We start from the raw sequence: 24,965 nt of genomic DNA, 5'->3' as shown, positions 1-24,965 counted from the left end.
ACCAGACATGTCGTGATCAAAAGCGCCCGTCCGAACCGCCGTGTCATTATGGACTCTCCTCCCCCGGCACGGCTCCCTGCCGCGCTCGTTCGGGCAGCATAATGGCACAATTATTCTATATTGCAAGACAAATAGAATATATCTTGCACAATAGCTTGCGGAGACGCGCGGCAACGGGCGGCGCGGCGCGCGATCTGACACCGGGCTGACGGAAGGATCAGGCGGATAGCGCCCAGCCGACGCGGACTTCAAGCCCGCCGAGCGGCGAGCGCGCGAGAGACAGGTCGCCGCCCGACGCCTCGGCCAGTTCGCGCGCGATGGCGAGGCCGAGCCCATGACCCTCGTCGCCCGAATCGAGGCGCGCGCCGCGCAGGATCGCTTCCTCGCGCTGCGCATCATCAAGACCGGGTCCGTCGTCGCCGACAACCAGCATCCGCCGCTCGCCGGTAGCTTCGACCGCGACACGGACGAGGCGGCGCGCATGGCGCGCGGCATTCTCAAGCAGGGGGCCGAGCAGTTCGGCGGCATCGTCGCTCGCGAGCGGCAACGTCGCGCTTTCGTCACAGGCCAGCGAAAACGCCACGCGCTCGCCTGCCTCGGTCTGCTCGATCACCGCGACGAGCCGCTCGATCAGCGACAGCGCGATCGTGCTGCGCCCTTCGGGAACGAGGCTGATCCGCGTCCGCGCCAGTTCGCCGCCGATCGCCGCGCGCATCGCCGCGATCGACGAATCGAGACCGTCGGCCATCGCCGTCGCCCCGCTCTCGCGCACCCTGGCGCTTTGCGCGGCAAGCGCGGCAAGCGGCGTCTTGAGTCCGTGCGCAAGGTCGGCGGCGCGGCGGCGGGCGCGCACCAGATCGGCTTCGCGCGCGTCGGCCAGTGCATCGATCGATTCGGTGAGCGGCGCCAGCTCACGGGGATAGGCGCCGCCCAGACGCGCCCCGGCATCGCGACGCAGCCGCTCGACCTCCTGTCCGACGCGCCGCAGCGGGCGGAGGCCCAGCCCAACCTGCGCCCAGGCCGCAAGCGCGAGGACGGTCCACAGCAATGCGAGGAACAGCGCCATCTCGCGCCCGAACTCGCGCTGCGCCGGAGCCAGCTTGGCGAGGTCGTAGCCGAGTTGAACGATCACCGGCGATTCCCGCGGTTGCAGGCGAATCGCGCGTTCCATCAACAGCAGCTGCTGGCCAAAGGGGCCGTCAGCGCGGCGAGTCCGCCACCGGTCGGCGGGCGCCGACACGGTGGTCGGCAGATGGCTGTCCCAAAGCGAAATCGAGCGGATCGCGCCGGCAGCGGTCGACGCCTGCCAGTAGAGACCACCGGCCGGAACCGCGAAGCGCGGATCGGCGGGCTCGGACCCCGCAACCGGCACACCATGGGCCAGTTGCAGATCGGCGAGGAGCGGCCGCACCTGAACCAGCAGTTCGTCCTCGACGCGCCGCTCGACATGGCCGTTGAACAGCCAGGTCATTGCGAACCAGGCGACGATCAGCGCCAGGGCGATCGCCACACCGGCCCCCGTGATCAACCGAAGCCGGAGCGAGCGTCGCGTCACGCGGCGGCGGCCGGCAGGACGTAACCGAAGCCGCGCCGGGTCTGGATGGTGTCGGCGCCGAGCTTGCGCCGCAGTCGCGCGATCAGGGCCTCGATCGCGTTGGCGTTTTCGGTATCGGCGTCGCCATAGAGATGATCGGAAAGTTCGGTCGCGGGCACAGCGCGGCCGGCATGATGGGCGAGATAGTCGAGCAGCCGATACTCAAGCGGCGAGAGCTTGACGAGCGCGCCGTCGAGCGTCGCGGTCATCCGGTGGGTATCGATCCGCAGCGGCCCCGCCTCGATCATCGGGCTCGACCGCCCGGCGGCACGGCGGATCAGCCCGCGAACGCGCGCCACCAGTTCCTCCATCGCCCACGGCTTTGCCATATAATCGTCGGCGCCCGCCTCGATCCCGGCAACCTTGTCGGTCCATTCGCCCCGCGCCGACAGGATCAGGACGGGGAAATTCCGTCCCGCCTCGCGCCAGCGCCGGACCACCGACAGCCCGTCGAGCCGCGGCAGGCCGAGGTCGACGATCGCGACGTCATAATCCTCGACATCGCCGTTGAACCACGCCTGCTGGCCGTCACCCGCAAGGTCGACGACGAAGCCCGCCGCGGTCATGCCGCGGACAAGTTCGGAAGCGACGACCGGGTCGTCCTCGACCACCAATGCGCGCATCAATCATCCTCGATCTTGATCACCCGGCCGGTCCTAGCGTCGATTTCGACCTCGCGCACCCTGCCGCCGCCGGTCAGGATTTTCACCTCATATTTGAACCCGAAGGATTCGCGTTCCAGCTTGACCTTGAGCACGTCGCCCGGGACGCGCTCGGTCGCGATCGCCAGGACGCGGGTGATCGGCAGGATTTCGCCGCGCGCCAGCGCGGCGCTCGCCGCGCGTTGGTCGGCCTTGTCATCCTTGTCCTTTGCGGAGATCGCGACGGGGACGGTGAGAGCGGTCACAGCGACCGCAAGGAGGAGTGTCTTTTTCATACGCCCTCCCTGCCACAAGGCCGCTGATAGGAAGCTGACGTCACCGACCGCACGGGCGGATCGGCAAATGGCATTGATGAAATAAATTTTCCTATTTATATAGTGTCGATAAATTTATTCCACAATGGAGAGGCCCGTGAAGCGCATCCTGCTGTTATCCACCGCACTGCTGGCGGCCTGCGCCGCGCCCGGGCCGGGCGCCGACACGCCCCCCGCCAGCCAGCCATCGCTGAAGCTGGAGAAGGTCGTAATGCTGATGCGGCACGGCATCCGTCCGCCGACGAAGCCCGCCGTCGTCCCGCCGGGCTATTCGTCCGAGACATGGTCCGGCTGGCCCGTCGATTTCGGCCTGTTGACGCCGCGCGGCGCGGCGGGCGTCAAGCTTCTCGGCGAAAGCGACCGCGCCTATTTCGGCGCCCGCGGTCTGTTTCCCGGCGGATGCCCCGCGCCCGGCACGATCGTCCTGAAGGCGAGTTACAAGGAGCGCACGATCGAAACGGCGCGAAGCTGGGCGGCGGGCTTCATGCCCGGCTGCGCAGCGGCGATATCCCACCCCGCCGGTTCCGACGACGACGCGATCTTTCATGGTCTCGACAGCGGCCCGGCGTCGTTCGACGGCAATCGCGCCTATGACGCGGCGCTGGCGCAAGCGCCCGAAGGCGGACTCGCCGCCGAGACCGAACGCCATCGCGGCGAACTGACGCTGCTCGCGAAAGTGCTGAATTGCGCCGTGCCGGCCTGTCCGCTCGTCGCCGAACCCAGCCGGCTGGTCGCGCAGCCGCACGATCGTCCCGATCTCGAAGGCCCGCTCGCCGTCGCATCGACGGCCAGCCAGACGCTGCTGCTCGAATATCTGGAAGGCAAGCCGATGGCCGAAGTCGGCTGGGGCCGCGTGAGCCGCGCCGAGATCGAGCAATTGCTGCGCTTCCACCCGCTCAAGTTCCGTTATTCGAACCGTCCCGGCTATATCGCTGCTGCCGCTGCCGCGCCCATCGTGCACGAGATCGTCACGGCGCTCGGTGACCGGAATCCGGCGCGGCTGACGTTACTTGCCGGACACGACACCAACGTCGCCGACCTCGGCGGTTTCTTCGACCTGCACTGGCAGGTGCCGAGCTATCCCGCCGACGAAGTTCCGCCCGGCAGCGCGCTGGGGTTCGAGCTGGTCAGCAATGCCAGGGGCGACCGCTATGTCCGCGCTTTCTATCGCGCGCAGACGATGGACCAGTTGAGGAACCTCGAAGCGCTGGGATCGGACGATGCCCTGTTCCGCCGCTATCTCCCCATTCCGGGGTGCGGCGATTCGGTCGCGGCGACCGCGTGCAGCTGGAGCGATTTCGCCCGGATCGCCGCGCCGCGCGGATAAGACGGCCTATCCGCCGAAGCTGCGCTGGACGGTCAACCCGATAGAGCGGCCGCTGCGCAGCACCCGCAGTTCGCGATAGCGCAGCGCGGCGTCGCCGCGGACGCCGGCATAGATGTCGCGCGTCCGCGTCGCGGCGCTGTCGGTCAGATTCCGGCCGAACAGGCGAAGCGTCCAGCGCGCATCGGGGCGATATTCGATGAACAGATCGAGCCGCCCGGCCAGACGATCGGCCTCGACCTCCTCGACCTTGAACGCGGTCTCGGTGCGCGCGAAGGCATAGCCGCCGCCCCAGCGCAGCTTCCACGCCGGAATGTCATGGGTCAACGCCACCCGCGCCTCGACCGGAAGGTCGCCCGAGATGGGCCGCCGCTCGCCGGTCGCGGGATCGGTCGCCCGGCCGCGCCGCGCGACGAGATCGGCAGTCACCACGACCCCCCTGGCGCCAAACGCGTCCAGCGGCCATTTGAGCGACGCTTCGACGGTATCGCGGCGTGCCGCGCCGATATTGCCGACCGCGTCGTACAGGGTCCCATCGACGACGACGGGAAGCTGGTCGACCAGATCGGATATCCATTCGCGGCGCGCGGCAACGGTGACGGATCCGGCGCCGAAGCGGCGTTCGTAGCTCAGCTCGATGCGCCAGAGGCTGTCGGGCTCCAGATCGGCATTGCCGGCGCTGATCGTTCCGCTGGTCAAGGACGCGGCGCCGACGAAATCGTCGAAATCGAGCTGGCCGACCGCGCGCTCGGCCAGCAGGCGAAACGTCCGGTTCGGCGTCGGCGTCCAGACAAGCCGCGCGCGCGGTTTCCAGAAGGCGAAGGATTTGACGAGGTCGATGTCGCCCGCCTGCGACAGGCGGGACATTTCGTATCTGATGCCGAACTCCGCGACGGTCCGCGCGCCGAGCGGACGGCTGGCGGTCACGAACAATTCGGCGCGGCGTTCGGCAACCCGGACGTTGGCCTGGGGCAGCGGAACCGGCTCGCCGTCCTCTATCAACGCATTCCGGCCATCGAGACTGTTAACCGCGCCCTCGGCGCCGATCTCGATCGTCGCGCCGCCCCGGTGGTGGCGGAGCGCGGCGCGCAGGATCGCTTCGCTGGCGTTCGAACGCTCGTCCGAGACGCTGCTTTCCGACGCGGTCGATTCGCGATCGAGGCCGACCGTCGCCACCGACCGATAGCTTCCGACCAGCTCGAGATCGTCCGCGGGACCGAGCGCGCGTTCGTAGCGCACGCCCGCTTCATAGGTGCGCGCATGCTTGCGCTCGCTGCCGACGATGGCATCGGGCGCGGGGAAAGTGACGGCATGGGCGATATCGGCGAATTTGCGTTTGTCCTGGATCAGCCCGTTGAGACGAAGCGTCCCGCCGAGCAGCGGCTGGCGATAGGCGAGCGTCGCCTGCGCGATGTCGGCGCCCTCGGGCTGCGCATAATCGACGAGGCGCAGCGGCGTGCCGTCGCTCGCAAAGCGGTTGCGGACGCCGAAACCATGCTCGTCGTCGATCTCGCGATAGACGGTGGCGAAGAGGTCGGTCACCCGCCCGCGCCCGTCGAACGTCGCCTGCGCCGAAACGCGCGGCGCGCGCAGGCCGTGCCGGTAGAGCGCCTGCTCTGCCTCGATCCGGCCGCCGATCGTGCCCGTCTTCACCAGGATGATGTTGGCGAGCAGCGCATAGCCCTGCATGTCGTAGCCCGCCGTCCCGGCGCGTATCAGTTCGATGCGGGCGACGCGCGCCGCGGGAAGCCGCTTCAGGATCGCTTCGAGCGTGTCGGTCTTTCCGGCGGGGCGCTGCCCGTCGATCAGGACATTGCCCGCAACGCCCGAATAGCCGCGCACGTCCGCATTGCCTTCGGCGATCGTGAAGGCCGGAAGCAGCGCCACCATCTCGTAAGCGTTCGAGGGTTGCGTCCGGTCGAAGAAGCGCTGGTCGTAAACCGGGTTGCCAGCGTCCCCGCCGTCCTGCCCCGCCGCCGGCGCGATGGCGCCGGACCCGGCCCACAGAAGCAGCGCGATGCGAATGCCATGACCCATGCGGCGCCGATCCTCCGACAGGCGGCCACCTCGCCCGCCCTCGTAAGGTCCATTGCACCCGTCCCACTGACATCTGCTCGTCGGTCCATGTCAGTTCGGCGTCAGTTTCAGAAATCCTGGGCCTCAGTAACCTGGCCAGCCCAGGTCCGTAGCCGTGGCCCGTCGGTGATCCGCGTTCAGCCCGCGGGCTGCGACGCGCGGGCGTCGAAATAGCGGCGGACCTCTTTCCGGAATTCCTCGGTCAGGCGCGACGGGCGCGATACGTTCGACACGGCGAAGGCATATTCGTGCGTGATCGGCGGATCGAAGGGGCGCGTTACCAGCGCCGGGTCCAGATAGGGCTTCACGAGCAGTGCATTCAGGATCGCCATGCCGTTGCCGCGCGCCGCGAGCGCGCACGCCGATCCGTGGGTGTGCGTTTCGATGGCGACCACCGGGCGCAGGCCGAAAGCCGCGAAGGCGGCATCGACCTGCGTGCGCCAATAACGGCCGGCGCCGAGCAGGATCAGCGGATGCTGGCCGATGTCGGCGGGCGTGACGGCGGCGAGCGCCGCCAGCGGATGATCGCGGCGCATCACGCACACCGAACCGTTCGCCACGATCCGCTCGACCGCCAGGTCGCTCTCGTCGATCGGCAGCTTCACGAAGCCACAGTCGACGTAGCGCATCGCGATCATCGTCCGCGCGGTTTCGACGCTGCGCGAATCGATGTTGAATTCGACCCCCGGAAAGCGCTCGCGAAAGCGCGAGACGATGTCGGGCAGCACCCCTTCGGCAAAGCTCGGCGGCGCGACGATGCGGACGGTTCCGGCCGAATAGCCGGCGATGTCGCGCACCAGGCTGTTGAAGCGGTCGAGGCTGGCGAGCGTCAGTTCGACCTCCTGCAGCAGCTTGACCCCGTCGGCGGTGGGAACCAGCTTGCCGCGGTCGCGATAGAAGAGGTCGAAGCCCACCTGCGCCTCAAGCTGCGCGATCAGGCGGCTGACCGCGGGCTGCGACAGCGAAAGCCGCTTGCCGGCGGCGGTCGCGGAGCCGGTTCGCATGATCTCGGCAAAGACGCGCAGCGCGCGGAAGCTGACATCCTTGTCGGGCTCGACGCCCGCGGGTGCCAGCGGCTTGCGCATCCTCAGCCCGCCCTTGCAGGGACGACGGGCAGCAGGAGGCGCGACCCCGCGCGCGGTCCCAGATGCACGCTGTTTTCAGCCGCGACCGGCGACAGGCCGGGCACGCGCCAGTCGACATTGGGGTTGATGTCGAAATGCGGGAAATTGCTGCCCGCGATCTCGACGCGGATGCGATGCCCCTTCGCGAACAGGTTACTCATCGGGAAAGAGGCGATCCGCACGCGATAGACCTTTCCGGGCTCCATCGGTTCGGGCGCCTCGAACGAATCCCGGAACCGCATCCGCAAGATGCCGTGCGCGATATTGAGCGCATAGCCGTCCGGATAGTCGGCGTTCGGCGGATAAACATCAACGATTTTGATCGTGATGTCGGTGTCGGCGGCGGTCGAGCTCACGAACAGATCGGCGACCGCCTGTCCCGTCAGTTCGACGTCGGTATCGAGCGCCGGGGTTTCGAAGACGAGCAGATCGGACCGCTCGGCGAGCGGCCGCCATGGTTCGCGGGCGCCGAAGAAGGCCGCAGCCTCGCGTTGATCGTAGCCGCCCGCCTCCATCACCGGCGCGCCCGACGCGATGGCGCCGCCGATCGTCGGCACCGGATGACGCGGATTGTGGACGAAGCTGCGGCGGCCCGGCGCGGCCGGAGGCTGTGCGCGGAGGCCGCCGTCGGGATGCAGGTGGAAGGGGGTCATCGCCATGTCGGGCGGCGGCCATGCCGGCGCGGTGCGCCAGCGCCCGCCGTGGTCGAGACGCCCGCTCGGCAGCCGCCGTCCCGACCCGCCGCCCATGGTGAAGAGATAGACGGGCTCGGGCAGCGGATCGGCGCCCTCGCGCTTCAGGTGGCGGTCGAACCAGCGCCGGCGCAGCGCGACATAGTCGCCGAACAGATGATCGAGCGTCGATTGCGGGCCGAAATCGGCATCGCCCGACCAGGTGAGCGAGCGCTTGCCGTGGGTCCACGGCCCCATGATCAGCTTCACCGGGCCGCGCTTGCGCTGCGACAGCCCGACGAAATTCTCGACCGCGGTCAGCGCATAGGGATCGTACCAGCTCGACATATGCACCATCGGCACGTCGGCGAAGGCGTCGTACCAGCCGCGGGCATAGATGCCGCGCTGTTTCCAGAAGTCGGAGAATCCCTCCTCATTCCATTGTTCGAGGATGAAATCCTCATATTCGGGGGCGGCGCTGATCGGCGAATGGCCGGGCCGCCATTTCTCGACCCCGATCCACCGGCGGATGTCGACGGCCTCGAGCGCCGCGCGGCGCGCGGGATCGGCCATCGTCTCGGGCGCGAGCTGCGCGTGTTTCAGCGCCCAGGTGAGCTGCTTGAGCTCATAGGCGCCGCCCTGACGGATGCCGCTGTGATAAGCGCTCGAAAAACCGCCCGAATCGAGGAACATCGCGGCGAGACCGGGCGGGTCGAGCGTCGCAAGCGCCGCCTGGACATGCGCGCTGTAGGACAGGCCGAGCGTGCCGATCCGGCCGTTGCACCACGGTTGGCGCATGATCCAGGCGAGCGTGTCGGCGCCGTCCTCCGCCTCCGACAGATATTTGCGGAACATGCCTTCGGAGGCATAGCGGCCGCGGCAGTCCTGAAGCACGAAGGCATAGCCGTTCGCCGCGAAGATCCGCGCGATCTCCGGCTTCGAAAGCGGCACTTCGTCGGCGACGGAGAAGTCGGCATGGTTGGTGCCGCGCTTGTCATAGGGGGTGCGTTCGAGCAGCACCGGCAGCGGGGCGTCGATCGCGCCATCGGGAAGATAGACATCGGTGGCGAGACGGACGCCGTCGCGCATCGGCACCATGACGTTCGGGATGAGGACGCCGGTCACGGAAGCGGCATCGCATAAGTGGCCGGAGCGCCCGGCCCGACCGGCAGTTCGAGGCCGGTCCACAGGCCGACGAGACACAGGCCCGTCAGCCCGATGGCGATCGAGAAGGGCAGCATCAGCGCGATCAGCGACCCGACGCCGAAATCGGCGCGCCAGCGCTGGGCGAGGACCAGCACCAGCACGAAGTTCGACGCGACGGGGGTGACGATGTTGAAGATCGAATCGCCCATCCGATAGGCCGCGGTCGTCATCTCGGGCGAGACGCCGAGCAGCATCAGCATCGGCACGACGATCGGTGCCATCGCGCTCCACTTCGCCGACGCCGACCCGATGACGAGGTCGAACACCGACGACATCAGCAGCAGCAGGATCAGCATCACCGGCGTCGCGAGCTGCTGCGCGCGCAGCCAGTCGGCGCCGTTAATCGCCATCACCGGGCCGAGGTTCGACCAGGCGAACATCGCGATGAAATGGGCGGCGAAGAAGGCGATGACGAGGAACGGGGTCATCGTCGCCAGTCCGCCGGTCATCATCTTCACGACGTCGCGGTGCGAGCGGACCGTGCCGACCGCGGCGCCATAGATCCAGCCGCAGACGAGAAAGAGCAGCATGAAGCCCGCGACGAGCGAGGAATAGAAGGGTTCGAGGCGCGCCGGCCCCGTCGCGCCCGCATCGATCAGTGGGCTATAGCCAGGCCACAGCGCCAGCGCCGCGAAGGCAAGGGCGATGACGAGCGCCGCGATCCCGGCGCGGCGCAGGCCCTTTCGCTGGCTCGCTGGGTCGGCCGCATCCTCCATGTCGCCTTCGGGCGGCGGATCGGTCCAGACGCCGAGCCGCGGTTCGACGATGCGGTCGTTCACCAGCCAGGTGATCGGGATCAGGATCAGGCCGAGCGCCGCGGTGAAATACCAGTTGCCGAGCGGATTGAGCATCGGGGCCGGGCCCAGCAGCGCCGCCGCCGATTTGGTGATCCCCAGCATCAGCACGTCGAACTGTCCCGGCAGCAGATTGGCGGCGAAGGCGCCCGAAATGCCGGCATAGGCGATCGCGATGCCCGCGAACGGATGCCGCCCCGCCGCCGCGAAGATGATCGCCGCGAGCGGGATCAGCACGACATAGGCCGCGTCGGCCGCCTGATGCGACAACAGGCCGATCAGGAAGATGGCGGGGCTGAGGAAGCGGTTCGACACGCCCCGCATCGCGCGCGTCATCAGCGCGGTGAACAGCCCCGACCGCTCGGCGACCGCCGCGCCGAGCATGACGACCAGGATCAGCCCCAGCGGCGGGAAATCCGCCATCGTCTCGGGCATCAGGGTCAGCAGCTTGCGGACATTTTCGGCCGACAGCAGGCTGCTAGCGGTCAGGGTCGCGCCCGTGACCGGGTGGACCGCACTCCAGCCCAGCTGTGCCGCCGCGACCGACACCGCGACGAGCAGCGCGATCAGGCCGAGGAAGATGAAGACCGGGTCGGGAAGGGCATTGCCCCAGCGCTCGACCCGGTCGAGCCATTTCTGCGTCTTGCTGTTCGCTGGCATCGCCGACCCGCCCCGCAATCCCGATTCGGTGGCCGCGCCAGGGTTCCGGCGCGGCCGTCCGATCACATCTTCACCGAGAAGCTGGCGTAGAGGAAGCGGCCACGCGCGTCATAGGTATAGATGTCGTAGTTGATCGGTGCATTGGCGTAGGAAGCCGGCGGCGCCTTGTCGAACAGGTTGTTGACCCCCAGGCTGAACCGCGCCGCGTCGTCGGCGATGGCGAAGCCGATTTCGAGGTCGGTGTAGACGATCGACCGCGTCCGCGCATCCTTGACCGCGTTCACGACGTCGGTGGTCGGGCCGATGTAGCGCGCGCGCAGCGTCGCGTCGGCAGTGTCGCCGGTCCAGCCGAGCGAGGCCTGTCCCTTCCAGTGCGGATAGGTCGCGCGCGGCGAATCGCCACGCCCCGCGCGTTCGTCGACGATCGGGGCGCCGCCCGCCGGATTGGGCGCGGTCGTCTTGAACGAATGGAGCCAGGAGGCGTCGACCACCGCCGAGATGCGCCCGATGCCCGTGCTGAAATCGTAGCGCAGCGTCGCGTCGACCCCGTCGGTGGTGATCGAGTTGAGGTTCTGCGCGCCCTGCAGCAGTTCGAGGATCGCGCCGGTTCCCGCATCGCGGCTGACGAGGTCGCAGAAGACGCCGCCGCGCACCGCGCAAAGCTGCATGATCTGGGTCGGCGTCTGCGACGCGATCGCGTCCTTGATCTTGATCTTGTAGTAATCGACCGTCAGCGACAGCCCGCGCACGCCGCGCGGCGAGATGGCGACCCCGGCGCTGAACGTATCGGCGGTTTCGGGCTTCAGGCTGGTGTTGCCGCTGATCACGCCGGGAATCAGACCGTTGAGATTATAGTTGATCTGGTTGTAGCCCGCCGGCACGCCCGCGCAGCCGGGCAGCCCCGGATTGGCCGCCGCGCCGCCGTTGCAGGGATCGTTGCCCTGGAAGCTCGTCTGGCGCGCGCCCTGATAGAGTTCGAGGATCGACGGCGCGCGGAAGCCCTGCGAATAGGTGCCGCGGAACAGGATATCCTCGATCGGGCGATAGCCGACGCCGGCCTTCAGCGTCACCTTGTTGCCGACGGTCGAATAGTCCGAATAGCGGCCGGCCAGGCTCAGTTCGAGGCTTTCGGCGAAGGGCTGGTCGCGGAAGATCGGCACGTTGAGCTCGGCATAGGCCTCGTGCAGGTCATAGCTGCCGACCGTCGCGGTGCGCGTCTGCGAGGTTGTCGTCGCATATTGCGACGCCAGGAAACGCGACGCGGCGTTGACGTAGGCGTCGGGGGCGTCGAAGCCGCGGTTCTGGCGATATTCGTAGCCGACCGCGAGCGCGACGGGCCCCGCGGGCAGGTCGAACAGGTTGCCGGTGACGTTGAAGGCGGCGTTGTAGAGTTCGGTGCGGTTATACTCGCGCGTCGTGTAGCGGATATAGGCCGCCTGCGCCTCGGTCATCGGGGCGAACAGGTTGATCGGCACGCAGCCCGCCGTCGCGGCGCAGATCGCGGGCGAGCCGAGGCCGAGGAACAGATTGTCGTAGTTGATGCCGTTTTCCGCCATCGTGTGGATGCTGTTCTTCGCATAGGAACCGAAGACGTCCCAGCGCCATTCGCCGCCGCCGATCGCGACGCTGCCGTCGACGCCGACCGACAGGCGGATCGTCTCGACATCCTGCACATTGTTGCGGTTGCCGACGTCGGTCATCACCTTGCGGATGCGCCACGCGCTGTTGGCGCCGAAGGCGAGCGCATTGGCGGCCGGAACGCCGTTGGCGGTGCCGAAGGGATTATACGCCTGATTGTTCGGGATCGCGAAGCCGCGCACCGTTCCCGCGGTGCCGCCGACGTCGAGCAGCACGGGCGAGAAAAGCTGGTTCGACTTGCGCCGGTTGTAGACGCCGTCGATCCGGATCGTGACGTCGTCGGCCAGTTCATAGTCGAAGCGGCCGTAGACGCCGTAGCGTTCCGACGGCCCCGCCGAATAGATGCCCTGCGCCTGCGTGTTGTAGGCGTCGCCCCGGCAGCGCGCCGACGTGAAAGGCATTGTCGGCCAGATTGCCCGCGCCGATCGCCGCGCCCGGATTGAGCACGATCGGATTGGCGGAGCTGGCGAATCCCGCCGCGGTGCCGAAATAGCCGTTGTTCGCGAGGCCGGGCAGGATGAACAGGCCGTTGGGATTGTTGCCGACCGCGGTCTGCGGCACCAGCGTCTGCGTCGTCAGCTTGCGCGCGTCGGTGCGGATCGAGCGCGTTCGCGAATAGCTGCCCGACAGGATGATCGAGGCGCGGTCCCAGGTCTTGCCGACCGTCAGCTTGCCCCCCAGTTCGGCGCCGTCGCCATGGCTGGTGATCCCGGCGCGAACCGACCCGCGCAGCCCGTCGAACGGCTGCACCGTCTTGATGTTGACGACGCCCGCGATCGCGTCGGCGCCGTAGATCGCCGAGGCGCCGTCCTTCAATATCTCGATGCCGTCGATCATCCCCTGCGGCATGGTGTTGAGATCGACGAAGTCGCGGAAACCGCGCTGGCCGACGCCGTCGACCCAGCGATGGCCGTCGACGAGCACGAGGACGCGATTGCCGCTGCCCTCCGCGCCGCCCAGATAGCGCAGGTTGATCGAGCTTGCGCCGTAGGAGGTGCCCTGCGTGCCGTTCGAATTGAGGCTGACCCCCGCCGACGGCAGCTTCTGGAGCAGGTCGCCGATCGACGAGGTGCCCGACTTGATGATGTCCTCCGACGTCAGCGTCAGGATCGGCCCGACCGAATCGGCATCCTTGCGCCCGATGCGCGACCCGGTGACGATGATGTCGCCGCTGCCCGACGCCGTGGCCGCTTCATCGCCCGATGCCTGCGCCTGCGCGAGCGTCGGCCAGGCCAGGGCGCCGAGGCTGATTCCAGCGGCGGCAGCCAGTTTGGCCAGATGACGGCGCCGAGCGAAGCGAGCGGATGCGATGATCATGATGTCCCCCAGGTTTGTGATTCGTGCATCGGCTTAGGAGGAAGCGCGGCGGCGAAAAATATTATGACGCTCGCGGATGCGATCATAACGAAAGTGCATGAGATTGCCCCGATCCAAACAATCTTTGTATGGCTGATATCAAAGGGGGACGAGTCATGGGGCCGACCGGTTTCGATGCGCCAACACGGCGATGCCTGCTGAAGGCCGGTTTTCCCCTGATATTCCTGCCGGTTGTTGCGGGAGCCGGGCATCGCCCGCTGCGAATCAGCCTGCTCGGCCAATCGCTGATCAAGACCGATCTGCGCCGGATCGGCTGGCGGGGCCTGGGCGAATTCCGGCGGGTATTGGCGGGACGCGATTTGGTCTTCACCGACCTCGAAACGGTGATCGGCGGACCGCTGGCCGGCCGGTCGACCCGCCCGGCGGACAGCGAGGTGCTCCATGTCGCCGAACCGGAGGTGATCGACTGCCTGCAGGCGATCGGCGTCAATATCGTGGCGACGTCGAACAACCATGCCTGGGACCTCGACACCGGCGGCATCGTGTCGACGATCGAGGCGTTGCGGGCGCGCGGGCTGGCCTTTGCCGGGACGGGCCGCGACCTGGCGCAGGCCAGCGCGCCGGGCGTCGCGGGGCGGGTCGCACTGGTCGCGGCGGCGGCGGGCGCGATCCGCGACGGCGCCGCCGCGACCGCGACGCAGCCGGGCGTCAACGAGTTGCGGCGCGAACCAGGCGGGGCGCTGGTCGCGGCCGACGTCGAACGCTATCTCGGCGCCATCCGTTTCGCCGCGACCGGCGGCGCGGCGGTGATCGCCTATCTCCACAATCATTATTGGGAGCCGCGCAAGTCGGACACGCCGGCGTGGCAGCGCGATCTGGCGCGGCGCGCCGTCGACGCGGGCGCCGCGACCTTCGTCGCGCACGGCGTTCCCGAACTGCAGGGCATGGAATTTCACCGCGGCGCGCCGCTGTTCCACGGGCTGTCGTCCTTCATATTCCAGTCCGAAAAGCCCGATGGTGCCTATGGTCCCGAGGCTTGGCAATCGGCGATCGCCGAACTCGACCTGATCGACGGCCGGGTCGCGGCGACGCGGCTGGTCCCGGTCCAGCTCGACGCCCAGGGGCTCGTCCACGAGGGGCGGCGCGTGCGCGGCAGCCCGCGGCTGGCATCCGCCGCGTCGGCGCGGTCGATCGCCGAGCGGCTGGAGGCGCTCAGCGACCGGCTCGGCGCATCGGCACGCTTCGGGCCGCCCCAGCGGTCGCGCCGCGGCGGCTGGACTATCGAGGTCGCACCGGCCTAGCGCGCGCCGCGCTCAGGCGGCGGGGGGCGGAAAGGCGGGCGCCTTGCTGACCATCGCGGGCAGCGGCCGGCCCATCACGCCGGTGAACCAGCCCGCCGCCTCGACCGCTCCCGGCAGCGCGAGCCCGGTCGCGACGCCGCTGCGTTCGAGCATATAGGCGACATCCTCGGTCGCGACATTGCCCGCCGCGCCCGGCGCGAAGGGGCAGCCGCCGAGGCCGCCGAGCGCCGCGTCGACGCTCGCCGCGCCCTCGCCGACCGCCGCCCAGACATTGGCGAGCCCCGATCCCCGCGTATTGTGGAAATGCACGCGCACCGGCAGCGGCGCGATCGCCTCGCGCACCCGGCCCACCAGTTCGGCGACCTGCGCCGGGACGCCGACGCCGATCGTGTCGGCGAGCGCGACCTCGCGCGGCGCCGCGTCGGCGGCGCGCTTCGCCATCTCGACGACGCGCGCCGCGGCGATCTCGCCCTCGAACGGGCAGCCGAAGGCGGTCGCGATGGTGATCTGGCCGCCGCGCCCCGCCGCTTTCGCCAGCCCGACGATCTCGGCCGCCGCCGCCAGCGATTCGGCCGAACTCTGTCCCTGGTTGCGGATTCCGAACGTATCGCTCGTCACGCACACCGCGCCCAGCTCGTCGATCCGCCCGGTCGCCAGCGCGCGCTCGGCGCCGCGCCGGTTGAGCACCAACCCGATGTAGGTGACGTCGTCGCGGTCGGGGAGCAGCGCCACCAGTTCCTCGGCGTCGGCGAGCTGCGGCACCTTCTTCGGGTTGACGAAGCTCGTCACCTCGATGCGCCGCACCCCATAGGCCAGTGCGCGGCGGACGAGTTCGGCCTTGTCGGCGGTCGCGACCACCGCCGCCTCGTTCTGCAGCCCGTCGCGCGGCCCGACCTCGACCATCTCGACCTTGCGAAACCCCGTCATCGTCTGCCCTTTCCGCATTCGCCATCCCATTGGCGGTTGAAAAATACATAGCACTCTAAGTATATCGAGGCCAAGGGGGGACGACGGATCGCGTCCGGCGTCCTATCATGAAGCGACATCGATGCCGAAAGGAAGATCATGACTGCAACGGGGAAGAGCAAGGGGCCGCTCGACGGCATTCGCGTCGTCGAGATGGGACAGCTGATCGCGGGTCCCTTCTGCGGCCAGCTGCTCGGCGACATGGGGGCCGAGATCGTCAAGCTCGAACCCCCCGGGACCGGCGACCCGATGCGCCACTGGGGCCAGGGCGACAAGCCGAGCTGGTGGCGGGTGATCGCGCGCAACAAATATTCGGTCGCCTGCGACCTGCGGTCGGACGAGGGGCAGCAGCTGGCGCGCGACCTGACCGCCCGCGCCGACATATTGATCGAGAATTTCAAGCCCGGCACGCTCGAGAAATGGAATCTCGACCCCGCCGACCTGCGCGCCGCCAACCCGCGGCTGATCGTCGTGCGCGTGTCGGGTTACGGCCAGACCGGCCCTTATGCGGCGCGCGCCGGCTTCGGCGGCATCGGCGAGGCGATGGGCGGGTGGCGCGCCATCGTCGGCTATCCCGACCGGCCGCCCGCGCGCATGGGCGTCTCGATCGGCGACACCCTCGCCGCGACCTACGGCTGCATGGGGGCGCTCGCCGCGCTCCACCACCGCGAGCGGACGGGCGAGGGACAGATTGTCGATTCGGCGCTCTACGAAGCCGTGCTGCAGGTGATGGAATCGACCGTGTCCGATTATTCGGTCAGCGGCACCCGGCGCCGGCGCACCGGATCGACCCTGCCGGGGATCGCGCCGTCGAACGTCTATCCGTGCCGCGACGGCGAATATCTGATCGGCGCCAACGGCGACGCCATCTTCGCGCGCCTCGCCGCGGCGATGGGGCGGCCCGAACTTGCGGCCGACCCGCGCTACGCGACCCATCTCGCGCGCGGCGCGCATCAGGAGGAACTCGACGCGCTGATCACCGAATGGACCGCGACGCTGACCGTCGCCGAACTCGAAGCGAAGATGATCGAGTCGAGCGTCCCCGCCGGGCGCATCTATGACGCCGAGGAGATGATGGCCGACCCGCATTTCGCCGCGCGCGAGGCGCTGGTCACGGTGCCCGACGCCGAGTTCGGAACCGTCACCATGCAGGGCGTCTTTCCGAAGCTGTCGGCGACGCCGGGCAGCATCCGCCGCCCCGCCCCGGTCGCGGTCGGACAGGACACCGACGCAGTGCTCGAACGCTGGCTGGGGCGCGAGGGGTAGGACGCTGGCGCATCGTCATCGCGAATTGAGCGAGGGATAAGGCGCCCCCAAACGACCCGTCATTGCGAGCGGCGGAGCCGCGCGGCAATCCAGAGTGGACTTATGCCGCCCTGGATTGCTTCGCTCCGCTCGCAATGACGCAAGCGGGTCCATTCAAAATCCTCACGCGCCGGAACGGCGGAACCGTCACCCGATCTCGTAGAAGACGTGTCGCACGCCGAAGCCGGTGACCTCGCCCACCCCGACCGCGAGGGTGCCGTTGAGCCAGCCGTAGGTCTCGCTCGCGGTCTCGAACACCGCGGCGATGCGCAGATAATAGCGCGACGGATCGACCGGCGGCTTCGCGGGGTCAGCGAACAGCGCCCGGACGTCGTCGGGGATCAGGCTGCGTCCCGTATAGGTCAGGTAGATGAGGTCGCCCTCGTCCGTCTTCCACACCGCGCGCGCGTCGAAGGTGCCCACCGCCGCATCGCCGATCCGGCCCGAGCGCGGCCAGTTGCCGCCGCCCGGCAGCACTTCGCCGGTGATTCGCGGCCCCAGGATGCGCCCGCCGGTGACATAGCCGACGCGCTGCTCGCCAAAGGGCGACGCCCCGATCGCGATGATGCCGCCGCCGACATCGAACTCCACCGTGCACAGGTGGCGGCTTTCGAGTCCCGCCGGAACCGGCGCCTTATCCTGCTGCGTCATGCTGAATCCTCCTGCCAAAGCTATGGACAGTATAAAACCATTAGTATACTAAGGGTCAATCAGATTGACGGACCCCGAAGGCTATCGGGATGCCGGAACAACGAAAAGGGAGGGTGCATATGAAGTTTCTTCATCCGATTCTGCTATCCGGCGTGGCCCTGGCCGCGATGACCGCGGGCGCGGCACCGGCGATGGCGCAGGCCGCGGATGCCGCCGACACCGCCGCGACCGGTAGCGAGATCATCGTCACCGCGCAGAAGCGCGCGCAGAATCTGCAGGATGTGCCGATCTCGATGGAAGTGGTCAGCGGCGAACGCATCGCCGACTTTGCCGCCGTCGATTTCAAGGCGGTACAGAATTACGTCCCCAACGTCTTCGTGCAGCAGACCAACGGCAACGACACCATCTATATCCGCGGCTTCGGCTCGCCGCCGCAGAACTTCTCGTTCGACCAGGCGGTCAGCGTCTATATGGACGGCGTCTATGCCGGCAAGATGCGCCAGGCGCTCAACCCCTTCTTCGACGTCGCGCGCGTCGAGGTGATGCGCGGGCCGCAGGGCGCGCTCTATGGCAAGAACACGCCGGCGGGCGCGGTCAGCGTCGTCAGCGCCGGCCCGACCTCGTCGTTCGAGGGCGGCGTCACCGGCACCTATAATTTCGACCTCGAAGGCTATGACCTGACCGGCTATGTCTCCGGCCCGGTCAGCGACACGCTGAGCCTGCGCGTCGCGACGCGGCTCCAGAATCAGGAAGGCTATATCAAGAATCTCGCCACGGGCCGCGACGACCCGCGCAACAAGCTGCAGCTGTTCCGCGTCAGCGCGCTGTGGGAACCCAGCGACAGCTTCGACATGTCGGCGAAGCTCGAAATATCGAACTACGACCGCATCGGCGGGCTCGGCGTGTCGAGTCCCGTCAACACCAGGCAGCGCCCAAAGCTCGAGCGCTACACCGAGGAATATCCGCTCGGCCGGGAAGGTTACAGCAACCGCTCGGTGCTCGGTTCGGTCATCGCCAATCTCAAGGTCGGCGACCACACGCTGACCTCGATCACCGGCTATTCGTGGTTCAACGGCGACGTCACCAACTATTTCGACCAGCAGACGCCCGCTGGTCCGGTCGTCGAAAATTCGGTCGCCAACAAATATCCCGAGAATTTCCACCAGTTCTCGCAGGAACTCCGCCTGCTGTCGCCGACCGGCGGCGCGCTCGAATATGTCGTGGGCGCCTATTACGACACCGCGCGCTACAATGTGGACCCCTTTCTCTACTACGACCTGCGTGCCTATAATCTGGTCTCGCTGAACCAGCTCTATTTCCACCAGAAATCGCGCACCCTGTCAGTGTTCGGCCAGGCGACCGTGCGCCCGGTCGAAGGCGTGCGAATCATCGGCAGCCTGCGCTACACCAACACGCACAAGGACGGGACGTTCAGCGGCAAGCTGCTCGACGGCCAGATGTTCCGGCCGCTGACCACGGCCAGCGGTTCGATCAGCGAAGGCCTGACCGATCCGTCGATCACGGTCCAGTACGACCTTTCGCGCGACCTGATGGTCTATGCGGTCTATGGCCGCGGGTCGAAGTCGGGCGGCTTCGTGTCGAACACCTTCGGCACCACCGACGCGACCTTCGTCTACAAGCCCGAACGCTCGCGCAACTGGGAGGCGGGCATCAAGTCGACGCTGTGGGACGGCCGCGCGACGCTGAACCTGTCGGTCTACGACACCAAGTTCACCAACCTCCAGACCTCAGGCTACGACCCCGATTCCTCGTCCTACATCACCAAGAACGCGGCATCGGCGACGGCGAAGGGCGTCGAGGCCTCGCTGCGCATCGCGCCGAGCCGCTATTTCGACATCACGGCGTCGGCCGCCTATCAGGACATCAAATATGATCGCTATCCGGACGCCCCCTGCCTGGCCGGCATGACGGGCCCGATCTGCGATCTCAGCGGGCGCCGCCTGCCCTATACGTCGAAGTTCACCGGCAACGTCGCGGTCCACGGCCGCGTCGACGTCAGCGACTACAAGCTCGACGGCACGGCGGTGCTCGGCGGCCGCTCGGGCTTCTTCGACTCCGACGACCAGAGCCCGCTCTATGGCTATCAGGGCGGCTATGCGAAGCTCGACCTGCGCCTGCAATTCGCGCCGCAGGACGACAGCTGGCACATCGCGCTGGTCGGCAAGAACCTGACCGACAAGCTGACCACCGGCAGCGCCTTCCGCCTGCCGGTCCCGATCACCACCTCGGAACGTTCGATCCTGTTCGTCGAACCGCCGCGCAACATCGCGATCGAGGCCGGGGTGAAATTCTAAAACAGGGGGCAGTCCCTGGGGTGAAGGCGGCCCCCTCCGCGTCGACGGAGGGGGCCGTTTTCTATAGAGTGTTCGGTTTTGATTGGATCAAAACCGGCGCTCCGGATTGTCGTCTTGCCGTATTTTCGGAGTCGGCGGGCGGTGAAGACACTCTATGCCGCCGGCGTGTCGTGTCCCCACTGCCGCGTGACGACGCCCTGCTCGCGCCGCACCGCGACCCAGTCGCCGCCGGCAAGACCGTCGTCCTCGATCAGGTCGATCACCGCCGCGGCGATGTCTTCGGGCTGGCAGCGTTCGTTGTTGGCGAGGATCGGGGCCATCCAGTCGGCGGCGCGGTCGCCGCCGGTCGTGTGGAGGATCGGCGTGTCGGTGAGACCGGGGAGCACCCCCATGACGCGGACGTTCCAGTCGGCCTTCAGCGCCGCGCAGCAGCGCGTGAACATCATCGCCCCCGCCTTGGTCGTCGCATACATCGCATCGCGAAAGCCGGGGCCGAGCGCGACGGTCGACACGGTGTTGACGATCACGCCGCCGCCGCGCGCCCGCATCGCCCGCGCCGCGATCTGCGTCGCGACGACCAGCGAGGTCAGGTTGACGTCGACGATCCAGCCGATCCGGTCGACGGGCATTTCGGGAAAGGCGTCGGGGCCCGACACAACCCCGGCATTGTTGTGCAGGATGTCGGCATCGCCCTGCGCGCCGAACCACGCCGCGACCGCCGCGAGGTCGGCAAGGTCGAGACGATGCGGAATCGCGTGCGCGCCCAGCGCCGCGACCTGCCGCGCGCTGTCCTCCAGCCCCGCGCCGTCGATATCGACGAGCGCGATCTCCGCCGCGCCGCGCCCGGCGAGCATCAGCGCGGTCGCGCGGCCGATGCCCGACGCCGCCCCGGTGACAATCGCGCGTTTTCCCTTGATGTCCATGCTATCTCTCCCGCTGCCGCGCCCGGTCGACCGTAAAGCGCGTTGACAGATAAACTTAAATACCTAAGCATTCCGGCGAAGCAAGAATCACGTTTCGGGGAGAGCCATGACGCAAGCCACCGCGCTGGAAGCAGGCGCCGCACCGCCCGATCGCGGCCTCGGCCTTCGCCGGACCGTCGCGCTCGCGATGCTGTTCCTCGTCGGGACGATCAACTTCCTCGACCGCCAGCTCCTCTCTGTGCTCGTCGAGCCGATCCGTGCCGAGATGCAGTTCAGCGACACCCAGTTCGGGCTGCTCACCGGCCTTGCCTTCGCGCTCTTCTATGCCGCGATGGGCGTGCCGGTGGCGATGATCGCCGACCGCTGGAACCGCGTGAAGCTGGTCGGCATCGCCTGCGTGATATGGAGCGTCTTCACCGCCGCGTGCGGCATGGTGTCGAATTTCTGGCAACTCGCGGTGATGCGCTTCGGCGTCGGCACCGGAGAGGCGGGCGGGACCGCGCCGTCGCTGTCGGTGCTCGCCGACTATTATCCGCCGGCGCAGCGGCCGTTCGTGTCGGGCCTCTTCACCCTCAACGGGCCGTTCGGGGTCTTTCTCGGCACGGCCTTCGGCGCGTGGGCGGCCGCGCACATCGGCTGGCGCCAGGCCTTTTTCGCGGTCGGGCTCGTCGGGCTCGTCGTCGCCCCGCTGCTCGTCTGGCTGGTGCGCGAGCCGCCGCGCGGGCAGATGGACGCGCCGGCGCGCGTGCCGGCGGACGCCGGGACGGCCGTCGACGCCAGCCCGACCTTCGCCCAATGCTTCGCCGCCTTCGTCCGCCGCCCCTCGCTGCGGATGGTGCTGGTCGGCAGCGGGCTCGCGGCCTTCGTCAGCTATGGCATGCTCAACTGGATTCCCGCCTTCCTGATGCGGACGCAGAAGATGCCGCTCGAGGCGATGGCGACCTGGTATGCGAGCGCCGCGGGACTCACCTTCGGCATCGGCATCCTCGGCGGCGGCTGGCTGGTCAGCCGCTTCGCGCGCCGCTCGACGCGGGCCTATGGCACGATTCCGGCGCTCGCGACGCTGATCCTCGTTCCCACGCTGGCGGCGGCGCTGCTGGTCGACGACTGGCGGCTGTCGCTGGCGCTGATGCTGCTGCCGATGGCGGCCTGCACCGTCTATGTGGCGCCCGCACTGGCGCTGGTCCAGAACCTGACCCCGCCGGGATCGCGCGCGACGTCGGTGGCCCTGCTGCTGCTGATGTTCAACATTGTCGGGCTGGGGCTCGGGCCGCTGTTCGTGGGCATGGTCAGCGACGCGCTGAAGGCGGTGCATGGCGACGAGAGCCTGCGCTGGGCGCTGCTGAGCATCCTGCCCTTCGCCGCCGCGGCCGGGGTCGCGCAATATGCGATGGCCCGCCACCTCGAGGGCGATTTCGCCGAGTGACCCTATTTTCAGGAAACGATCGGGAGACGATGATGGCAGAACAGGACGATATCCGGGCGATGGCCCAGCGCTTCTTCGACGCGATCGAGGCCGGCGACATAGAGACGATGAAGGCCAGCTTCACTCCCGACGCCGAGATCTGGCACAACAGCGACGAGGCGATCGTCTCCCCCGAGCAGACCGCCGCGACGCTGACCGGCATGGTCGCGCGGATCAAGGACCGCGCCTATGCCGAGCGCCAGCTCCACGTCTTTCCCGGCGGCTTCGTCCAGCAGCATGTGCTGAAGGGCCGGCGGGTGCACGACGACGTCGCGGTGCGGCTGCCTTGCGCGATCGTCTGCCGCGTCGAGGACGGCAAGATCGCGCGGCTCGACGAATATTTCGATTCGGCGCATGTTGCCGCATTCCGCAAATATGCCGACGCCTGAGGAGGACGCCATGCCCGTGCTGCGCCAGGTCCCCCGGTCCGAAGTGACCGACGAGACCGTCATCGCCTATTACAACCGCCTGTTCGGCGATCGCGACCCGGTCGCCGAGCCAGGCACCGCGACCGGCACGCCCGGCGACTGGTGGACCGTCTATGCGCTCGCGCCCGACATCTTCAAGCATGCGGTCGACGGCTTCGCGGTCTATCGCCATCCGGCGCGCAAGATCGACCCGGTGCTGCGCGAGCTCGGCCAGACGCGCGCGGGCTGGGTGAAGGGCAGCCAGTTCGTCTTTTCGCAGCATTGCAAGTCGCTGCGCGGGCTCGGCGTGTCCGACGAGAAGATCGCCGCCATCCCGCATTGGGCGGTCGCCGACTGCTTCGACGAGCAGGAACGCGCCGTGCTCGCCTATGCCGACTGCCTCAGCCAGGCGGGCGGCCGCGTCCCGCTCGCGGTGTTCGACAAGCTCAAGAGCTTCTGGGACGACGAGCAGATCTTCGAATTCACCTACATCACCTGCCTTTACGACATGCACGCGGTGATCACCCGCGCGCTGCGCATGGAATATGACGCGCGCGAGGAGCCGATCGTCGAGATCGCGGCGCCCGAGGGCTTCAACGCCGCCGACTTCCTGAGCGCCCCGGCGCGCAAGCCCGAATGACCGGGCGAAAGGGTCGTGCGAAGGGACGCGGAGCCAACCGTCAAGTTAATTGACGGTTGGCTCTGAACATGCTAGGAATCGTGCCGAGAGGATGGCGATGCAATTCTATCATTCGGTCGGCCCCAACCCCCGCGTCGTGACCCTGTTCATGGCGGAAAAGGGGATCGACATCCCCACGGTCGAGGTCGACCTGCGCGGCGGCGAGAACCGGCGCGCGCCCTATAACAGCGCGGTGAACCCCGCCGGGCAGACCCCCGCGCTCGCGCTCGACGACGGCTCGGTGCTGACCGAGATCACCGCGATCTGCGAATATCTGGAGGAGCGCTTTCCCGCGCCGCCGCTGATCGGCACCACGGCCGAGGAACGCGCACGCACGCGCATGTGGGTGCGCCGCGTCGACCTCAAGATCTGCGAGCCGCTCGCCAACGGCTTCCGCTTCGCCGAAGGGTTGCCGCTGTTCGAATCGCGGACGCGCTGCGTGCCGGAGGCGGCGCCGGGGCTGAAGGCGATCGCGCAGGACGGGCTGCGCTGGCTCGATCCGCTGATCGCCGGGCGCGACTTCATCGCCGGCGACCGGCTGAGCCTCGCCGACCTGCTGCTTTTCGCCTTTCTCGATTTCGGTGCCACGGTGGGCCAGCCGCTCGACCCCGCCTGCACCAACATCGCGCGCTGGTTCGCGGGGATGAAGGCCCGCCCCGGCGCCAACCCGAACTGACTACAGCCGATTGCACGAAGGAGACGGATCATGGCTGCAACCAATAAGGAATTCGAATTTCGCGGCGTCAACCACCTGGCGCTGGTATGCAAGGACATGGCGAAGACGGTCGAATTCTATCGCGACGTCCTCGGCATGCCGCTCGTCAAGACGCTCGACCTGCCGGGCGGGCGCGGACAGCATTTCTTCTTCGACCTCGGCAACGGCGACAGCCTCGCCTTCTTCTGGTTCCCCGAAGCGCCCGAGGCGGCGCCCGGCATCGCGGCGCCAGAGGCGCTGCCGACCCGCGGCAACTTCATGTCGGCGCACGGTTCGATGAACCACATCGCCTTCAACGTGCCCGCCGAGAAGTTCGAGGAATATCACCAGCGGCTGATCGACAAGGGCATCGACGTCACGCCGATCCTCAACCACGACAATTCGGAAACGCAGGTCGCCGACAGCTTCGACGACAGCGTCTATGTCCGCTCGATCTATTTCTTCGACCCCGACGGCGTCTGCCTCGAATTCGCGGCGTGGACGATGGCGAACGGCGAGTTCACCGACGCCGACGTCGCGCACGACCCGCGCCAGGCCGACGGCACCCGGCGCGAGGGATTCGTCCTGCGCAACAAGGCACTGGCGGCGAACGACGCGGCGCTGGCCGGCGAGATGACGCCCGCCGAATAGTCCCGGGTCCACTGGGAACCCCCTGTGGCCCGGCCGCGCGCCGGGCCCTTTTTTTGGCGATTATATCGTTTGCAAATATGAGGCAGGCGTCCCGTCCTCCCCAGCCTTCGTCATGCTGAACTCGTTTTCAGCATCCATGGCCGGATATCTCCTTGTACGCCGCGCTCGCTTCGGGGGCAGGCCATGGCCCCCCGGATCGGGTCCGGGGCAGGCTCTGAAACAAGTTCG

The 24,965-nt window shown here is 68.0% G+C and carries 21 protein-coding genes; 9 read left to right on the top strand and 12 right to left on the bottom strand.

Features of this window, described 5'->3' with window-relative positions; all coding sequences use genetic code 11:
• Positions 1 to 217: 217 nt before the first annotated feature.
• Genes SGR02S_RS06280 through SGR02S_RS06270 form a run of 3 tightly spaced genes read right to left on the bottom strand, consistent with a single transcriptional unit; the run spans position 218 to position 2,531 of the window.
• On the bottom strand, positions 218 to 1,510 hold the full coding sequence (locus tag SGR02S_RS06280; RefSeq protein ID WP_067106831.1) for a sensor histidine kinase: 1,293 nt from the start codon (positions 1,508 to 1,510) through the stop codon (positions 218 to 220).
• A gap of 41 nt (positions 1,511 to 1,551) precedes the next feature.
• Positions 1,552 to 2,217 carry a response regulator transcription factor gene (locus SGR02S_RS06275; protein ID WP_067106828.1) on the bottom strand — a complete coding sequence of 222 codons (666 nt, stop codon included), beginning with the start codon at positions 2,215 to 2,217 and terminating at the stop codon, positions 1,552 to 1,554.
• A complete protein-coding gene (locus SGR02S_RS06270) occupies positions 2,217 to 2,531 on the bottom strand; it encodes a PepSY domain-containing protein (RefSeq protein WP_067106825.1) in 315 nt (104 codons plus the stop codon). Before SGR02S_RS06270 ends, SGR02S_RS06275 begins: the two co-directional genes overlap by 1 nt.
• A gap of 136 nt (positions 2,532 to 2,667) precedes the next feature.
• On the opposite strand from SGR02S_RS06270, the gene SGR02S_RS06265 reads away from it, so the two are divergent.
• Complete coding sequence (locus SGR02S_RS06265) at positions 2,668 to 3,897, top strand: histidine-type phosphatase (protein WP_169799649.1); 1,230 nt, start codon at positions 2,668 to 2,670, stop codon at positions 3,895 to 3,897.
• Between the two features lie 6 nt (positions 3,898 to 3,903).
• Here the strand turns inward: SGR02S_RS06265 and SGR02S_RS06260 are convergent, their stop codons facing one another.
• The 6 genes from SGR02S_RS06260 to SGR02S_RS20395 form a co-directional block, all read right to left on the bottom strand.
• Positions 3,904 to 5,931, bottom strand: a complete 2,028-nt coding sequence (locus SGR02S_RS06260; protein WP_067106819.1) for a TonB-dependent receptor plug domain-containing protein — start codon at positions 5,929 to 5,931, stop codon at positions 3,904 to 3,906.
• A gap of 176 nt (positions 5,932 to 6,107) precedes the next feature.
• The gene (locus tag SGR02S_RS06255; RefSeq protein ID WP_067106816.1) at positions 6,108 to 7,055 is read right to left on the bottom strand and encodes a LysR family transcriptional regulator; all 948 of its coding nucleotides are present in this window, start codon (positions 7,053 to 7,055) and stop codon (positions 6,108 to 6,110) included.
• A gap of 2 nt (positions 7,056 to 7,057) precedes the next feature.
• Complete coding sequence (locus SGR02S_RS06250; RefSeq protein ID WP_218000111.1) at positions 7,058 to 8,890, bottom strand: CocE/NonD family hydrolase; 1,833 nt, start codon at positions 8,888 to 8,890, stop codon at positions 7,058 to 7,060.
• Positions 8,887 to 10,425: an AbgT family transporter gene (locus SGR02S_RS06245; RefSeq protein WP_067106813.1), complete on the bottom strand. Its 1,539-nt coding sequence runs from the start codon at positions 10,423 to 10,425 to the stop codon at positions 8,887 to 8,889. Before SGR02S_RS06245 ends, SGR02S_RS06250 begins: the two co-directional genes overlap by 4 nt.
• A 62-nt stretch (positions 10,426 to 10,487) precedes the next feature.
• Positions 10,488 to 12,464: a TonB-dependent receptor domain-containing protein gene (locus tag SGR02S_RS06240; protein ID WP_218000110.1), complete on the bottom strand. Its 1,977-nt coding sequence runs from the start codon at positions 12,462 to 12,464 to the stop codon at positions 10,488 to 10,490.
• Positions 12,352 to 13,380 carry a TonB-dependent receptor plug domain-containing protein gene (locus tag SGR02S_RS20395; RefSeq protein WP_218000109.1) on the bottom strand — a complete coding sequence of 343 codons (1,029 nt, stop codon included), beginning with the start codon at positions 13,378 to 13,380 and terminating at the stop codon, positions 12,352 to 12,354. Before SGR02S_RS20395 ends, SGR02S_RS06240 begins: the two co-directional genes overlap by 113 nt.
• Positions 13,381 to 13,508: 128 nt before the next feature.
• On the opposite strand from SGR02S_RS20395, the gene SGR02S_RS06235 reads away from it, so the two are divergent.
• The gene (locus tag SGR02S_RS06235) at positions 13,509 to 14,681 is read left to right on the top strand and encodes a CapA family protein (RefSeq protein WP_082796986.1); all 1,173 of its coding nucleotides are present in this window, start codon (positions 13,509 to 13,511) and stop codon (positions 14,679 to 14,681) included.
• 12 nt (positions 14,682 to 14,693) lie between these two features.
• On the opposite strand, the gene SGR02S_RS06230 is transcribed toward SGR02S_RS06235, so the two are convergent.
• Positions 14,694 to 15,608, bottom strand: coding sequence for a hydroxymethylglutaryl-CoA lyase (locus SGR02S_RS06230; protein WP_082796985.1), 915 nt, complete (start codon positions 15,606 to 15,608; stop codon positions 14,694 to 14,696).
• A gap of 138 nt (positions 15,609 to 15,746) precedes the next feature.
• Between SGR02S_RS06230 and SGR02S_RS06225 the strand changes: the two genes are divergently transcribed.
• Positions 15,747 to 16,913 (top strand): CaiB/BaiF CoA transferase family protein, encoded by a 1,167-nt coding sequence (locus tag SGR02S_RS06225; protein ID WP_067106804.1) that lies wholly within the window; start codon positions 15,747 to 15,749, stop codon positions 16,911 to 16,913.
• A gap of 186 nt (positions 16,914 to 17,099) precedes the next feature.
• Here the strand turns inward: SGR02S_RS06225 and SGR02S_RS06220 are convergent, their stop codons facing one another.
• A complete protein-coding gene (locus SGR02S_RS06220; protein WP_067106800.1) occupies positions 17,100 to 17,603 on the bottom strand; it encodes a DUF3237 domain-containing protein in 504 nt (167 codons plus the stop codon).
• A 119-nt stretch (positions 17,604 to 17,722) separates the two neighbouring features.
• Between SGR02S_RS06220 and SGR02S_RS06215 the strand changes: the two genes are divergently transcribed.
• On the top strand, positions 17,723 to 19,918 hold the full coding sequence (locus tag SGR02S_RS06215; protein ID WP_067106797.1) for a TonB-dependent receptor: 2,196 nt from the start codon (positions 17,723 to 17,725) through the stop codon (positions 19,916 to 19,918).
• A 152-nt stretch (positions 19,919 to 20,070) separates the two neighbouring features.
• Here the strand turns inward: SGR02S_RS06215 and SGR02S_RS06210 are convergent, their stop codons facing one another.
• Positions 20,071 to 20,841, bottom strand: coding sequence for an SDR family NAD(P)-dependent oxidoreductase (locus SGR02S_RS06210; RefSeq protein WP_067106794.1), 771 nt, complete (start codon positions 20,839 to 20,841; stop codon positions 20,071 to 20,073).
• 106 nt (positions 20,842 to 20,947) lie between these two features.
• Here SGR02S_RS06210 and SGR02S_RS06205 point away from each other — a divergent pair, with 106 nt between their 5' ends.
• From SGR02S_RS06205 to SGR02S_RS06185, 5 genes are all read left to right on the top strand, one after another.
• Positions 20,948 to 22,267 (top strand): spinster family MFS transporter, encoded by a 1,320-nt coding sequence (locus SGR02S_RS06205; protein WP_067106791.1) that lies wholly within the window; start codon positions 20,948 to 20,950, stop codon positions 22,265 to 22,267.
• Between the two features lie 32 nt (positions 22,268 to 22,299).
• The gene (locus SGR02S_RS06200; RefSeq protein WP_169799648.1) at positions 22,300 to 22,695 is read left to right on the top strand and encodes a nuclear transport factor 2 family protein; all 396 of its coding nucleotides are present in this window, start codon (positions 22,300 to 22,302) and stop codon (positions 22,693 to 22,695) included.
• Positions 22,682 to 23,353 (top strand): carboxymuconolactone decarboxylase family protein, encoded by a 672-nt coding sequence (locus tag SGR02S_RS06195; protein ID WP_255211403.1) that lies wholly within the window; start codon positions 22,682 to 22,684, stop codon positions 23,351 to 23,353. Before SGR02S_RS06200 ends, SGR02S_RS06195 begins: the two co-directional genes overlap by 14 nt.
• A gap of 97 nt (positions 23,354 to 23,450) precedes the next feature.
• Positions 23,451 to 24,068, top strand: coding sequence for a glutathione S-transferase family protein (locus SGR02S_RS06190; RefSeq protein ID WP_067106896.1), 618 nt, complete (start codon positions 23,451 to 23,453; stop codon positions 24,066 to 24,068).
• A 30-nt stretch (positions 24,069 to 24,098) separates the two neighbouring features.
• Complete coding sequence (locus SGR02S_RS06185; RefSeq protein WP_082737042.1) at positions 24,099 to 24,737, top strand: VOC family protein; 639 nt, start codon at positions 24,099 to 24,101, stop codon at positions 24,735 to 24,737.
• Positions 24,738 to 24,965 lie beyond the last annotated feature (228 nt).

This window comes from Sphingopyxis granuli NBRC 100800 (assembly GCF_001591045.1).
Taxonomy (GTDB): Bacteria; Pseudomonadota; Alphaproteobacteria; order Sphingomonadales; family Sphingomonadaceae; genus Sphingopyxis; species Sphingopyxis granuli.
This window is presented reverse-complemented; position numbering and strand designations above follow the sequence as displayed.

Bases quoted from the DNA above. Each gene is read 5' to 3' on its own strand.
- SGR02S_RS06210 (WP_067106794.1), bottom strand. From the start codon at position 20,841: ATGGACATCAAGGGAAAACGCGCGATTGTCACCGGGGCGGCGTCGGGC.
- SGR02S_RS06270 (WP_067106825.1), bottom strand. From the start codon at position 2,531: ATGAAAAAGACACTCCTCCTTGCGGTCGCTGTGACCGCTCTCACCGTC.
- SGR02S_RS06245 (WP_067106813.1), bottom strand. From the start codon at position 10,425: ATGCCAGCGAACAGCAAGACGCAGAAATGGCTCGACCGGGTCGAGCGC.
- SGR02S_RS06230 (WP_082796985.1), bottom strand. From the start codon at position 15,608: ATGACGGGGTTTCGCAAGGTCGAGATGGTCGAGGTCGGGCCGCGCGAC.
- SGR02S_RS06240 (WP_218000110.1), bottom strand. From the start codon at position 12,464: ATGCCTTTCACGTCGGCGCGCTGCCGGGGCGACGCCTACAACACGCAG.
- SGR02S_RS06190 (WP_067106896.1), top strand. From the start codon at position 23,451: ATGCAATTCTATCATTCGGTCGGCCCCAACCCCCGCGTCGTGACCCTG.
- SGR02S_RS20395 (WP_218000109.1), bottom strand. From the start codon at position 13,380: ATGATCATCGCATCCGCTCGCTTCGCTCGGCGCCGTCATCTGGCCAAA.
- SGR02S_RS06220 (WP_067106800.1), bottom strand. From the start codon at position 17,603: ATGACGCAGCAGGATAAGGCGCCGGTTCCGGCGGGACTCGAAAGCCGC.
- SGR02S_RS06200 (WP_169799648.1), top strand. From the start codon at position 22,300: ATGGCAGAACAGGACGATATCCGGGCGATGGCCCAGCGCTTCTTCGAC.
- SGR02S_RS06225 (WP_067106804.1), top strand. From the start codon at position 15,747: ATGACTGCAACGGGGAAGAGCAAGGGGCCGCTCGACGGCATTCGCGTC.
- SGR02S_RS06260 (WP_067106819.1), bottom strand. From the start codon at position 5,931: ATGGGTCATGGCATTCGCATCGCGCTGCTTCTGTGGGCCGGGTCCGGC.
- SGR02S_RS06195 (WP_255211403.1), top strand. From the start codon at position 22,682: ATGCCGACGCCTGAGGAGGACGCCATGCCCGTGCTGCGCCAGGTCCCC.
- SGR02S_RS06235 (WP_082796986.1), top strand. From the start codon at position 13,509: ATGGCTGATATCAAAGGGGGACGAGTCATGGGGCCGACCGGTTTCGAT.
- SGR02S_RS06185 (WP_082737042.1), top strand. From the start codon at position 24,099: ATGGCTGCAACCAATAAGGAATTCGAATTTCGCGGCGTCAACCACCTG.
- SGR02S_RS06205 (WP_067106791.1), top strand. From the start codon at position 20,948: ATGACGCAAGCCACCGCGCTGGAAGCAGGCGCCGCACCGCCCGATCGC.
- SGR02S_RS06255 (WP_067106816.1), bottom strand. From the start codon at position 7,055: ATGCGCAAGCCGCTGGCACCCGCGGGCGTCGAGCCCGACAAGGATGTC.
- SGR02S_RS06215 (WP_067106797.1), top strand. From the start codon at position 17,723: ATGAAGTTTCTTCATCCGATTCTGCTATCCGGCGTGGCCCTGGCCGCG.
- SGR02S_RS06275 (WP_067106828.1), bottom strand. From the start codon at position 2,217: ATGCGCGCATTGGTGGTCGAGGACGACCCGGTCGTCGCTTCCGAACTT.